The sequence below is a fragment of the Streptomyces subrutilus genome, assembly GCF_001746425.1.
GTDB classification, from domain to species: Bacteria; Actinomycetota; Actinomycetes; order Streptomycetales; family Streptomycetaceae; genus Streptomyces; species Streptomyces subrutilus_A.
Window position 1 is genome coordinate 334,372 of the sequence record NZ_MEHK01000002.1, and the last position, 12,026, is coordinate 346,397.

A 12,026-nucleotide genomic window follows, 5' to 3' on the forward strand; every position below is an offset into this window, starting at 1 on the left:
CGTGCTACCTCAAGGTTGGTTGAGGTCAAGCAATATGATCATATGGTGGCATGACCACGAAGACTCTCTACCTGCTCTGCTCCGCGGCCCCGCCCGTCTTCGACGTAGCCCATGTGATCGAGGACGCCCAGGCCCGCGGCTGGGACGTCTGCCTGGGGCTCACCCCCACCGCGGCGCACTGGGTGGCCGGGAGCCTCGACGGACTGGCCGCCCTGACCGGCCACCCGGTGCGCTGGCAGTACAAGATGCCCGGGGAGGACGACGTCTGGCCTGCGGCCGACGCCCTGCTCTTCGCGCCCGTCACCTTCAACTCGGTCAACTCCTGGGCCCTCGGCCTCACCGACCGCTTCGCCGTCGGCGTCGCCGCCGAGGCCGTCGGCAAGGGCACCCCCGTCGTCGCCATGCCCTGCACGAACGCGGCCCTCGCCGCCCACCCCCAGTTCGACCAGTCCCTGGCCGTCCTGCGCACCGCCGGAGTGGAACTCCTCTACGGCGAGACCGGCTTCACCCCCGGCCCGGCCGGCCCGGACGCCCCGCCGCACTTCCCGTGGCAGCTCGCCCTGGACGCCGTGACCCGAGCCTCCGCCGCGCCCCGGTCCTGACAAGCGCAGCCCCTAACCGCGTAAGCCCGCAAGCCCGCAAGCCCGCAAGCCCGTAGGCCCGTTGTCAAAGAACCCCTACTCCCCCGTCACCCCGTCGATCGCCTCGCGCAGCAGGTCCGCATGCCCGTTGTGCCGGGCGTACTCCTCGATCATGTGGGTCAGGATGTAGTGCAGCGAGTACGCCTGGTCGCCGAAGCTCCCCGTCACGTCCAGGGATTCGGCGGCCTCCACGATCTTCCGCGACCGCTCGCAGGTCTCCTCCCAGATCCTGAACGACTCCGCCGGATCCGCCTCCTCGACGTGGAACTCCGTCCACTCCCCCGCCTCATTCTTCGGGAAGTAGCCGCGCACGTCCTCCCAGCCCAGGACGTTGCGGAACCAGCCGCGCTCCACCTCCGCCAGATGCCGCACCAGCCCCAGCAGGCTCAGCCCGGACGGGACCACCGCCTTGCGCCGAAGCTGCTCGGCGGTCAGGCCCGCGCACTTCATCATCAGGGTGTCCCGCTGCCACTGCAGGACGCTGGTCAGGGTGGCCCGCTCGTCGCCGTCCAGTACCGGCCGGGTCCTCTGCTCGTCGATCATCGAGCGATCATGACATCTGCCGGAAGAAAGGCGCGCACGTCCCCCACGAGCAGTTCCGGCACCTCCATGTCGGGGAAGTGCCCGCCCCGGTCGTACGAGGTCCAGCGCACGATGTTGTCGGTCCGCGCGGCCACGTGCCGCAGCGGGATGAAGTTGTCCCGGGGGAAGTCGGCCGGGTCGCCTGGATGTCGGCGTACCCCTGCCGCTCACGCGCCCAGACCCAGTAGCGCTCCCAGGACGCGAGGGTCCGCTCCCGCTCGGCCGGGCTCAGCGCGGCCAGCTCCTCCGCGCCCGGCTCCTCCGTCGTCCCGCCCCCGGGCAGCAGGTTCAGGTGCACCCCGACCACGTTCCGCGGCCGGATCCGCCCCAGCTCCCGCGAGATCGCGGCTCCCCAGTCGCCGCCCTGGACCCCGTACGCCTCGTACCCGAGCCGCTCCATCAGCACCCCGAAGGCCCGCGCGACCCTCCCCCAGCTCCCGCTGGGAGTGCCCCCAGACCTCCCAGCCCGTCTCGGTCGTCGGCCCGGACAGCCCGAAGCCCGGGATGCTCGGCAGCACCAGGTGGAAGGCATGGGCGGGATCCCCGCCGTACGCCCGCGGATCGGTCAGCGGGCCGGCGACCCGCTGGAACTCCACGAACGACCCGGGCCACCCGTGGGTGATCAGCAAGGGCCTGGCCCCGGCTCGGGCGAGCGCAGATGCGCGAAGTGCACCCGGGCCCCGTCGATGACGGTGGTGAACTGCGGCCACTCGTTCAGCCCCGCCTCGGCCGCCCGCCAGTCGTACTCCCCGCGCCGGCACTCCACGAGCTCGCACATCTCCCCGAGCGGCATTCCGTACGCCCACCCGACCTAGGGCAACTCGTCGGGCCACCGCACCCGCCCCAGCCGCTCATCGAGGTCGTCCAGCTCCTCCTGCGGCACATCGAGGCGGAACTCCCAAAGCCCTTCCTCAAGATCGCTCATGCTCCCGACGCTAGGCCGCGCCCCCCCTCTACCCCGTTAACGGTGTTAACGCCCGACCGTTAACGCCGTTAACGCCATCGACCGAGCCGGACCCTTAACGCCGTTAACACCGCGGGCCCCGACACCCCGGGGACCCCCGGACAGCCCCGACCGTTAACGGCGTTAACGCCGTTAAGGGCCCGCGCCTGCCAAAAAGTACCTGTCGACTGGTTTTTTTAGCGCCGAGCTGACTACATTGACCTCCGCGGGAGCTGATCGCGCACAACCCCAGGAGACGCACACGTGGCACGGGCCAGGCAGGAACGGGCGGAGATCACCCGGCAGGCGATCCTGCACGGCGCGGCCGTCGCCTTCGACCGCGCCGGCTTCGACGGCACCAGCCTCAGCGACGTCGTCCGGCACGCCGGGGTCACCAAGGGCGCCCTGTACTTCCACTTCCAGTCCAAGGAAGCCCTCGCCCGCACCCTGATGGACGAGCAGTTCCAGGTCTCCCAGGACTTCCCCGCCATCGAGGACCCCGGGCTCCAGACGGCCATCGACCTGACCCACGCGATGGCCTTCGGACTGCGCACCAACGTCCGCGTCCGGGCCGGCATCCGTCTGGTCGTCGAGTTCGGCTCCTTCACCCGCCCCGACCCCGCCCCGTACGACACCTGGATCGAGACCTGCGTCAGCTGCCTGACACCGGCCCAGGAACGCGGCGACGTACTGCCGTCGCTCAACGTGCACGACGTCTCGACCTTCCTGGTCGGCGCGTTCACCGGCATCCAGGTCACCTCGCACGTCCGCACCGGCCGTGAGGATCTCCACGGCCGGGTCATCGACCTGTGGAACCTCGTGCTGCCCGGGATCGTCCCTGCTGACAGGATCCCCCAGTTCGATCCGGCGGGCTCGCCCGAGTGCCGGGCCGAACTCGCTCTGCCCGCCTGACCGCGTTTCCAGGGCGGCCTCGCATACGCCGTGGTGAACCACGGGGGTGCTCGCTACGGCGTATGCGAGGCCGCCCTGTCGCGCATCCGGGACCAGAAGCGCGCCATTTCGTTAGCAAAACCCAAGCGTGGCGCTCACACGCACCCCTGAACGTTAGTAAAGTCCCTCCCATGACTTCGCCCTCGTCCCAGAGCGACCGAGAGAAGGTCGTCTCCAAACTTCCCCCGTGGCTGCGCCAGGAATTGAAAATCCGCACCGCCCAACTACGGGTGGACATCCAGGATGCCGTCCACCAGGGGATCAGCCACTGGAGCGCCCTCGCCTCCGCCCCCTCCCCCGTCGACACCTCCGGCGCAGAATCGTTCTCCACCTGGCTCCCCGCCGGCCAGTGGGAGTCCTTCCGCACCGACTCCAAGCACCGCGGCGTCTCCCTCATCCAGGGACTCGCCCAGGCCGTCAGCCTCTGGCTGGAGCTGAACCCGGCCCCCACGGTCAAGCGGCCCTCCGTCGTGCGCCGCATCATCGTGTGCAACCAAAAGGGCGGGGTCGGCAAGACCGCCATCACCGCCGGCACGGCCGAGGCCCTCGCCGAGGACCCCTCGAGCCTCCACCCGGTGCGCATCGCCCGCCAACTCGCCCGTCTCACCGCGGACGGGGAACAGCAGCCGGACCCGTTGTCCACCACCCCGCTGGACCTGGAGGACCTTCCGGGCCTGGGCATGCGCGTGCTGCTCATCGACTTCGACCCCCAGGGCCACCTCACCAAGCAGCTCGGCCGGCAGCCGCTTCCGATCGGCGGCGACAGCCTCACCTGCCACATGGCCGGCGAGGCGAAGGGCCCCCTGTCCGACCTGATCGTCCCCATCACGGACGAGCGCTTCGGCGACCGGCTGCACATCCTCCCCGCCTGCACGGACGCCTTCCTCCTCGACGTCCGCCTCTCCACCGTCCGCGCCCGCGAGGCCGCTCTCGAACGCGCCCTGGCCCCCGTCGAGTCCGACTACGACGTCATCCTCGTGGACTGCCCCCCGAGCCTCGGCCTGAGCATGGACGCCGCCATCTACTACGGGCGCCGCCGCGACACCGAACAGCCGGGCGCCTCCGGCGCGCTGATCGTCGTCCAGGCGGAGGACTCCTCGGCCGACGCCTACGACCTCCTCACCTCCCAGATCAACGACCTGCGCGACGACCTCAGCCTGGACATCGACTACCTCGGCCTCGTCGTCAACCTCTACGACGGCCGCCGCGGCTACATCGCGACCTCCTCGCTCCAGGCCTGGATGGACATAAAGGATCCGCGGGTCGTCGCCATCGTCCCGGACCTCAAGGAACAGCGCGAAGCCGTCCGCGTGAAGCAGCCCCTCTTCGTCTACGCCCCCAAGGGCGACCAAGCGGTCGCCCTGCGCGCCCTCGCCCGGGAGATCTCATGAGCAGCAAGGCCGACAAACTCGGAGTCTCGGCGTCTTTCGCCCGGGCCCAGCCGGTCGGTGTCAGCTCCCGCCGCGCGGCGATCGCGGAGGCCACCGGCGCCCCCACCTCGGGTGTGGTTCCCCCGTCCGAGGTCCCCATCGAGGCCCTCGCCCACAACCCCTTCAACCTCCGCGAAGACCTCACGGAGATTGACGAGCTGGCCCAGTCCCTCATCGCCCGCGGCCAGCTCCAGCCCCTCGCCGTCGCCACCCGCATGGCCTTCATGGAGGCCCACCCGGGCGCCACCGACGGCCTGGGCCGCGCCCCGTACGTGGTGATCGACGGCAACCGCCGCCTGGCGGCGGCCCAGCTGGCCGGTCTCAAGACCCTGCACATCCACGTGAACGACGCCCTGTCCGCGTCGGCGGCGGACATCCTCGAATCGGCCCTGATCGCCAACGTCCACCGCGTGGACGTGGCGCCGATGGACCAGGCCCGCGCCCTCCAGGAACTCGTCGACGTCCACGGCTCCCAGGCCCAGGTCGCCAAGCGCCTCGGCAAGACGGCGGCCTGGGTCTCCCAGCGCCTGACCCTCCTGAATCTCACCCCGACCCTCCAGGAAAAGGTCGAGACGGGCGAGCTCAAGGTCGAACCGGCCCGTCGCATCGGCCGCCTCCCCCAGGAGGCTCAGGAGGCCGCCGCGGAGGAGACCATCAAAGCGGTCAATCCCCCCCGCCAACGCACGCCGCACCCCCTGAACACCGCCAGCGCCGTTAATCCCCCCTCCCCCACGCCCCCGACACCCACCCCCTCCGCCCCCAACAACCCCCGCATCACCATCTCCACCCTCTCCCCGGAAACGATCGCGGACGCCCTCACGGCACACCTCACCCCGGAGGACCTCAAGGCCGTCACGGAACTCCTCCTCCAGCGCATCTGAGGAGCGCACCACCCACGCCGGGGGCGCTGACGGCATTAACGCCGTTAACGCCCCCACGTGTGTTTCATGTGCGTTCAGTGGTGCGATTCGCATAGGCTGCCCCCGGAGGTACGCATGCCGAACGAACAAGAGAGCCTCTTCGCAGCGGTAGACGCCCTGCTCGAGGAAGCCGCCCAGGACCCGCTCCCGCACCCGGACGAACGCAAACGCCTCCGCGAGGCCGCGGGCCTGAGCCAGGACCAGATCGCCAAGGCCCTGTTCGTCCGCCGCGAAACGGTCACCTCCTGGGAAACGGGCCGCACCTCCCCCCGCCCTCCGAAGCGCGCGGCCTACGCCCGCCTCCTGGAGGGCCTCTCCACCCTCCCCCCCGTTAACGGCGTTAACGCCGAAGCTCCCCCGCAGCCGACCCCCACCCTCAACGCCGTTAACGCTGAAACGCCCGCGCACCCCTCCCCCACCGTTAACGCCGTTAACTCCGCGCCGCCCCCGGAGCCGACCCCCACCGTTAACGGCGTTAACGCCGTTAACGCCGTAAACGCCGAAGCACCCCCCGCCCGCACCGAGGCCCACCCCCACCCCCCGACCACCTCCACGGTCGCCCTCCCCACAACCCCGGCCGCCGGGGCGCAGCCCCCCGCCCGCGCCGCAGGCGCCGCCCTCACCCCCGGCCCGGAGGGCCAGACCCCGGGGTCTGGGGCGGAGCCCCAGTTTCGGGAAGGGGCGGGTAGGGGAACAGCGCCGCAGGCCCGCCCCCCCCACCCCACCCCGACCGCCACCCCGCCGGGAGGCCACGGCCCACTGGCCGTCCTGGACGGCACCGGCCAAGCCCACACCACCGGCGGCCTCATCCTCGACCACCCCACCCAGGACCTCCCCGCCCTCATCACCTGGGCCCTCGGCCCCACCGCGGACCTCCGCTCCCCCCGCCTCCACCGCAACGGCCGCGACGGCGACCCCCTCCTCGTCCTCACCGCCCCCGCGGTGGAACAGCTCGGCCTCCCCCTCACCCTGGAGGACCGCCGAGGCCTCCGCCTGCCCGACAACCACCCCGTCATCAAGCAGCTCGCCAAGGCCAAGTGGCAGCTCACCCGCCGCGGCTTCGGCCCCTGGGCGCGCATCTACCGGCCGGCCACCCCCACCACCGGCCGCCAGTGCGTCCAGCTCGCCGTCCTCCCCTGGGGCGCCCTCGACCCCCGCGCCTGGGGCGAAGACACCGCCGACCTGCCGGCCCCCGAACTCGCCGCGCTGCTCACCACCTACGCCACTCGCGTCCTCACCCCCCGCGGCTCCACCGCCGTCACCGGCCTGGAGCTCATGACGGCGCTGCGCCCGCCCACCCGTGCCGCCCGCAACCCGGAGACCAACACCTGGGAGTCGGCCCCCGTCGCCGGCTCCCTCACCCCCCCCGTCGACCCCGCTCCCCCGGAGGCTCCCGACGAGCACCCGGTGGTCGCCGCCCTCTACCCGCGCTCCCACCAGCGCACCCCGGACCAGGTCCTGGACGAGGAGGCCTACGACTGGATCCGCGACCCGGAGCTCCTCACCGACGCCGAATGCGCCCGCACCCACGCCGTCGGCATCGACGTGAACATGGCCTTCGCCGCCGCCGCGAACCGCCTCACCGTCGGCCTGGGCCCCGCCACGCACCGTATGAGCCCCCGCTTCGACCCCAAACCCCCCGGCTGCTGGCTGGCCGACCTCTCCTCGATCCCCCTCGACCCCCGCCTGCCGAGCCCGTTCACCCCCCACGGCAAGGCCCCCACCGGCCCCGCCTGGTACGCCACCCCGACCCTCGCCTACGCACATGAGCTCGGCTTCGACGTCCACCCCACCGAGGCATGGCTCCGCCTCGACCACGGCCCCTACCTCGACGCCTGGTACACCCGCCTCCGCGACGCTTACATGGCGACGATGGCCGACCTCGGCATCACCCCGGCCCTGACCGAGGAGGAGTTCCTCCAGGCGATGGCGGCACGGTCAGAACATGACAGCCCGGTCCCCGCCGCCGTCCTTTCGGCGATCAAGTCCACCGTCAAGGGCGGCATCGGCAAACTCCGCGAGCGCCCCCAGGGCGCCGGCTACCGCCCCGGCGAGCGGTGGCCCGCCCTCGAACGCCCCACCTGGCGCCCCGACATCCGGGCCGCGGTCATCGCCACCGCCCGCGTCAACATGCATCGCAAGATGAACAAGCTCGCCACCACCTCGGGCCTGCACCCCATCGCGGTCCTCTCGGACTGCGCCGTCTACCTCTCCGACGGCCCCAGCCCCCTGGACTTCCTCCCCCGCACCCCCGAGGGCAAGCCCGTCCCCGGCGGCTTCCGCGTCGGCGTCAGCCCCGGCATGGTCAAGCACGAGGGAACCCAGAGTCTCCTGTGGGCCGTCCAGATGCTCGACGAACACCTCAACCCCGCCCGCCACATCAAGGGCCACGACGCAGCGGCAGACGGCGAGTAACCCATGCCAGACGACATCTCCGACAGCCTCACCAAGGCCGACACCCTGCACTTCACCCGCCCGATCCCCCGGTCGGCGGGCGCGCAGATGCGCTTCCTGCTGAAACAGCTGAAGACCACCAGAGCCGTGGCCGGGGCCCTCGGCATCTCCCAGCGCACGGTCGAGCGGTACGTCAAGAACCAGATCAGGCAGCCCAAGCCCGACCTCGCCGCCCGCCTGGAGACCGAGGTACGGCGGCGCTGGCAGCCCCTGGTCCGCAAGCGCGCCCGGGACAGGGCCGCGACCACCACCGGCCTCGTCATCGAGACCCGCGCCCGCTTCGGCTTCACCGCCGCCCCCGGCACGACCGACGACGGCCGCATGCGCCGCATCACCCAGCACCTGCCCCCGGAGTACGCGGCCCGCCTCTTCGCCGCCCAGGAGGCCGGCGCCGCCGAGCCCCGGCTGCGCCAGATCGCCGCGGAAGCCCTCCAGGAGGTCTACTTCAAGGACAACGGAGCCCGCGCGACGAGCCTCCTGGTCGAGTTCACGGACATCGACTACGTCGACTTCGCCTTCTGACTCAGTGCCCGAAATACCCCAAGTGCCCGAAAAGTGAAGGGACCGAAGGGACTCAAGGGACCGAATTTCGCCATTACCGTCGAGCACTTCCCGGCCGCCGCCGAGGGACCGAAGGGACCGAAATCCCGAACCCGGACAGCCCGAAGCACAGCTTCCGGAGGTTCCAAAGCTTCCAGAGGGACTACAGAGACCAGAGGGAGGGACTACAGGGACCAGAGGGACCGAAAACCATCCCTCTCAGGCAACAGTCGGCGTCGACAGCCCCCGCTGCGACCGCTCGGTCTTCCTGCCGACCTGCCGCGGCTCGATCGTCCGCGGGTCCACGGCCTCGCCCGGCGCTCCCTCCCGGTACAGCCCGTGGGGCTCGGCGTCCCGGTCGTGCGGCAGGAGGTAGAAGACGCGCCGCTTCTGCAGGCCGCTGTCCGGGTCCGCCTCCGCGGTGTCCCCGAGCTCAGTGAAGCCGATCATGCGCCCGTCGCGGTGGTAGCGCGGCTTCCCCCGGCGGCGAGGAGTCTTGTCCAGGGCCTGGCGCACGTAGTCGAGCTCTGCGGGATCCTCCAGCCACACCACTTTGTCCTCGTGGGCGAGATCGCTTGCTGTCAGTAGCGAGCTCATGGCCTGGGTCCTTCCTCGTTCACGTCGGCCCTTCCGGGCCCCTGGTTCCTCCACGCCGCGGACGGCGCCGATTCCGGTATGCGGCCGGGCCCTGCGGGCCCCGACCGGCTGGTGGGTCTGTTCATCGTCCTTGTCCATCGTAGGCGTGCCCGCCCCGGGGCGTGGGCACACGTCGGTCAGTCAGGTCGTGCCTGCCCTGTTCGCCTCGCGGGGCGTCGGCTCTTCGTCGGCGAGGAGGGCCAGGCCGGGATAGAACTTCTGCCCGTTCGAACGGAGCATCTCATTGGGCGAGGCAACGCCGACCTCGGCGCGGATGCGGGTGGCGAACGCGCGGGTGGTCGCAGGACGCAGGCCCTCGCCGTCGAGACACCAGGCACTGTAGGCGCGGTAGAGGGCCCCCTGTTCGACCTTGAGGTCCCGGGGATCGGGAAGGTCCGCCCCCGTGGTGCAGCACTCGGCGAGGAACCGTCCGATGTGGTCCTCGGTCGTGGCGTACGCCTGGGTGGCCGAACGGACCACGCTGGGCCCGGTCAGGGCCGGCTTGCCGGCGAGGTAGGCCTTGGCTCCCTGGATCATCCAGTGGAGGATGCCCGGGCCCTCCTCCTGGACGAGCGCCTCCGCCAGGTTGTCGATCTTGCGGTGGTCGGGGACGACCTTCTCGAAGGGGATCAGCCTGATCCGCCGCCAGAAGGCGTGGCCGCCGGTGCCGACCTCGGGACGGTGGTTGCCCAGCAGCCACAGCTTGTGCGTCGGCTCGAAGCTGAAGAAGTCCTGCCGCATGCGGCGGGCCTTCAGCCGGTCGCCACCCGTCAGGAGCTTGACGCGGGCCTCGTCGAACTTGTCGTGCGGCTTGAGCTCGCTGCAGACGAACAGGCGCCGGCCGTGGAGCTCCGTCAGCTCGGTGGAGTGCTCGTTGAACTTGCCGCGCTCCATGAGGAAGCCCGGCGGGGCCACGTCCGCGTAGTCGCCGAGGATCTTGATGACCACGTCCAGCAGGGCCGACTTGCCGTTGGCGCCGACCCCGTAGAGGAAGGGCAGGACCTGCCCGCCGACGTCCCCGGTGATGGAGTAGCCGAGCAGGAGATGAAGAAAGTTGATCATCTCCTTGCCCTTGTCGTCGTCGCCGAACGTCTGGTCGAGGAAGAGGTGGAACCGGGGCGTCGGCATGGCCTCGGGCGCCAGATGAGTGGCGCGGGAGTGCAGGTCCCGGGTCGGGTCGGGCTTGTGCAGATCGCCCGTACGCAGGTCCACCACACCGGCCGGCGTGCACAGCGCGTACTTGTCGCCGTCCAGGGTGTCCGGGTCCAGCGCGAGCTCGGGCGAGGCCTTCGCCTGCGTGAGCATCGCCTTCACCCCCGACGTGGACATGGCCCGCTTGCGGTGGTGGGCCAGCTCCCGGTCGGTGAAGAACCCGCGCGGGTCATGGCCCGGCAGGTCCTCCGCCATGTCGCCGGCCGCCCAGATCGCGGCCTTCTCCCCGCCCGTGCGCTTCCACCGGTACTCGTCCCACACGTACCAGCCCAGTCCCTCCACGTGCCGGAACCGGTTGTGGTGGAGGTGGGCGAACAGTTTGGCGTTGCCCCGGTCGGTGAGGTTCTGCAGCAGCCCCGACGAGATGAAGTCGCTGCCTCCGCCGGCCGGCGGAGCCCCGCTCTGCTTCTGCTGCGCGGGCAGCCGCCGGCCGGGCGCGGCGGCTTCCGTGGTGAACGCGGCGAGCTGTTCGGCCGCGGCCTGGGCGTTGAACCCGGTGCTTCCGGCGCTGCTCATGGGCGTTCCTTGGGGTGGATCGGTCGGTCGCTTCCGGCGCGGAGCCCTGCCTCGACGATGAGGACGTTCCGGCGCGGCTGGTGGGGTCGTGCGTGGTCCGCGGCTTCCAGGAGGAGGTCCCGGCACTCCCCGGCGGTGAGATGGCCCGCGGCGACCAGCCCCCCGGCCGTGAAGGCGGCCCGGTTGAGCTTCTCGCTGAACGCGGTCCCCTCGGGGCTGGCCCCACAGGCCCGTACCTCGTCCAGCAGGGAGCCGAGCACGCGCCGTCCGGCCCCCCGGGGCCGCCGAGCACGCGAAGGCCCCTCGGAAGCCCTCACAGGAGCCCCTGCGGGCGCTACGGGGGCCGCAGGGGCCGTTTCCACCGTGTGGCCGGTACGGGAGAGTTCGGCGGCGAGCCACAACGGCAGGGCGGCGGGCACCCGGGCCCCGGGCAGCGGTTCGTAGACACCGGCGGCCGTGCGCGTCGTCGGAGCCACGATGTAGCCGCCGACGGCCCGGACGTCGACCTGCCAGGCGAGCGCCACCTTGGAGCTCGAGCCGCTGGAACACCGGAACCCCGGGCCGCCGCGCGGCGCCCGGTACCAGATGTGCATGCCGCCGGACGGTGTGCGCACCCGCAGGGTCGAGGTGTCCTCGCAGGGGTTGGGCCGGGAACGGTACGCGGCCAGGAGCGCCAAGGTGTCGAATCCGCTCTGCAGTCCGGTCAGGTCGACGCGGTCGTCGATGGGGATACCGGGCAGCAGTCGCTGCCGGTCGGGCAGGGTGGCCGTGTGGGCGTCCACGTCGATGACCACGAGTCCGGCAGGGCCGCAGGACACCCCGATGCCGAAACCGGGCTCGGCCTGCCACCACTGCCGCAGCGTACGGAGGTCGGTGGTGGCGGCGTGGAATCCGTGGCACCAGCGGCCCTGGGCGGGGCACGGGCAGTCCTGCGGGGCGTGCAGGCTCCCCCGGCAGTCGGGACAGTTGGGGGCCGGCGTCTTGGTCCCCGGGGCCAGCGGGTGCACCGGATAGCCCCGTGCGGCCATCCACGTCGCCACGTCCAGTGCCGACCCGCCACTCACACCTCGTGGCGGATGCTCGGAATAGACGGGCACTGGCTCTTCCTTGACGCGCGGTTAGGGACGATTCCTCCCGTCCCGGACCCTGGCACCTCAGGGACCAGAGGGACTGAAGATTCACTATCTCGGAGATTACCGCA

General features: G+C 71.3%; 10 protein-coding genes and 1 pseudogene. 6 read left to right on the forward strand and 5 right to left on the reverse strand.

What is annotated here, in order from left to right; translation table 11 throughout:
- Positions 1–50: 50 nt before the first annotated feature.
- Positions 51–602: a flavoprotein gene (locus tag BGK67_RS34460; protein ID WP_069924484.1), complete on the forward strand. Its 552-nt coding sequence runs from the start codon at positions 51–53 to the stop codon at positions 600–602.
- 75 nt (positions 603–677) lie between these two features.
- On the opposite strand, the gene BGK67_RS34465 is transcribed toward BGK67_RS34460, so the two are convergent.
- Positions 678–1,184 carry a DinB family protein gene (locus BGK67_RS34465; RefSeq protein WP_069924485.1) on the reverse strand — a complete coding sequence of 169 codons (507 nt, stop codon included), beginning with the start codon at positions 1,182–1,184 and terminating at the stop codon, positions 678–680.
- Positions 1,181–2,148, reverse strand: a pseudogene (locus BGK67_RS34470) (epoxide hydrolase family protein). The gene BGK67_RS34465 and the pseudogene BGK67_RS34470 overlap by 4 nt, the downstream one beginning before the upstream one ends.
- Before the next feature lie 282 nt (positions 2,149–2,430).
- Between BGK67_RS34470 and BGK67_RS34475 the strand changes: the two are divergent.
- From BGK67_RS34475 to tpg, 5 genes are all read left to right on the forward strand, one after another.
- The gene (locus tag BGK67_RS34475; RefSeq protein WP_069924486.1) at positions 2,431–3,078 is read left to right on the forward strand and encodes a ScbR family autoregulator-binding transcription factor; all 648 of its coding nucleotides are present in this window, start codon (positions 2,431–2,433) and stop codon (positions 3,076–3,078) included.
- Positions 3,079–3,248: 170 nt separating this feature from the next.
- Complete coding sequence (locus BGK67_RS34480) at positions 3,249–4,508, forward strand: ParA family protein (RefSeq protein WP_069924487.1); 1,260 nt, start codon at positions 3,249–3,251, stop codon at positions 4,506–4,508.
- On the forward strand, positions 4,505–5,428 hold the full coding sequence (locus BGK67_RS34485; RefSeq protein ID WP_069924488.1) for a ParB/RepB/Spo0J family partition protein: 924 nt from the start codon (positions 4,505–4,507) through the stop codon (positions 5,426–5,428). Before BGK67_RS34480 ends, BGK67_RS34485 begins: the two co-directional genes overlap by 4 nt.
- 114 nt (positions 5,429–5,542) lie before the next feature.
- On the forward strand, positions 5,543–7,882 hold the full coding sequence (gene tap, locus BGK67_RS34490) for a telomere-associated protein Tap (RefSeq protein WP_069924489.1): 2,340 nt from the start codon (positions 5,543–5,545) through the stop codon (positions 7,880–7,882).
- Positions 7,883–7,885: 3 nt separating this feature from the next.
- The gene (gene tpg / locus BGK67_RS34495; protein ID WP_069924490.1) at positions 7,886–8,443 is read left to right on the forward strand and encodes a telomere-protecting terminal protein Tpg; all 558 of its coding nucleotides are present in this window, start codon (positions 7,886–7,888) and stop codon (positions 8,441–8,443) included.
- A gap of 237 nt (positions 8,444–8,680) precedes the next feature.
- Here tpg and BGK67_RS34500 read toward each other — a convergent pair whose 3' ends face one another.
- From BGK67_RS34500 to BGK67_RS34510, 3 genes are all read right to left on the reverse strand, one after another.
- Positions 8,681–9,058, reverse strand: a complete 378-nt coding sequence (locus tag BGK67_RS34500) for a DUF6009 family protein (protein WP_069924491.1) — start codon at positions 9,056–9,058, stop codon at positions 8,681–8,683.
- Between the two features lie 180 nt (positions 9,059–9,238).
- On the reverse strand, positions 9,239–10,825 hold the full coding sequence (locus BGK67_RS34505; protein WP_069924492.1) for a DNA primase family protein: 1,587 nt from the start codon (positions 10,823–10,825) through the stop codon (positions 9,239–9,241).
- Positions 10,822–11,865: a bifunctional DNA primase/polymerase gene (locus tag BGK67_RS34510; RefSeq protein ID WP_069924493.1), complete on the reverse strand. Its 1,044-nt coding sequence runs from the start codon at positions 11,863–11,865 to the stop codon at positions 10,822–10,824. The genes BGK67_RS34505 and BGK67_RS34510 overlap by 4 nt, the downstream gene beginning before the upstream one ends.
- Positions 11,866–12,026: the final 161 nt, after the last annotated feature.

Bases quoted from the DNA above. Each gene is read 5' to 3' on its own strand.
- tap (WP_069924489.1), top strand. From the start codon at position 5,543: ATGCCGAACGAACAAGAGAGCCTCTTCGCAGCGGTAGACGCCCTGCTC.
- BGK67_RS34480 (WP_069924487.1), top strand. From the start codon at position 3,249: ATGACTTCGCCCTCGTCCCAGAGCGACCGAGAGAAGGTCGTCTCCAAA.
- tpg (WP_069924490.1), top strand. From the start codon at position 7,886: ATGCCAGACGACATCTCCGACAGCCTCACCAAGGCCGACACCCTGCAC.
- BGK67_RS34500 (WP_069924491.1), bottom strand. From the start codon at position 9,058: ATGAGCTCGCTACTGACAGCAAGCGATCTCGCCCACGAGGACAAAGTG.
- BGK67_RS34465 (WP_069924485.1), bottom strand. From the start codon at position 1,184: ATGATCGACGAGCAGAGGACCCGGCCGGTACTGGACGGCGACGAGCGG.
- BGK67_RS34460 (WP_069924484.1), top strand. From the start codon at position 51: ATGACCACGAAGACTCTCTACCTGCTCTGCTCCGCGGCCCCGCCCGTC.
- BGK67_RS34505 (WP_069924492.1), bottom strand. From the start codon at position 10,825: ATGAGCAGCGCCGGAAGCACCGGGTTCAACGCCCAGGCCGCGGCCGAA.
- BGK67_RS34485 (WP_069924488.1), top strand. From the start codon at position 4,505: ATGAGCAGCAAGGCCGACAAACTCGGAGTCTCGGCGTCTTTCGCCCGG.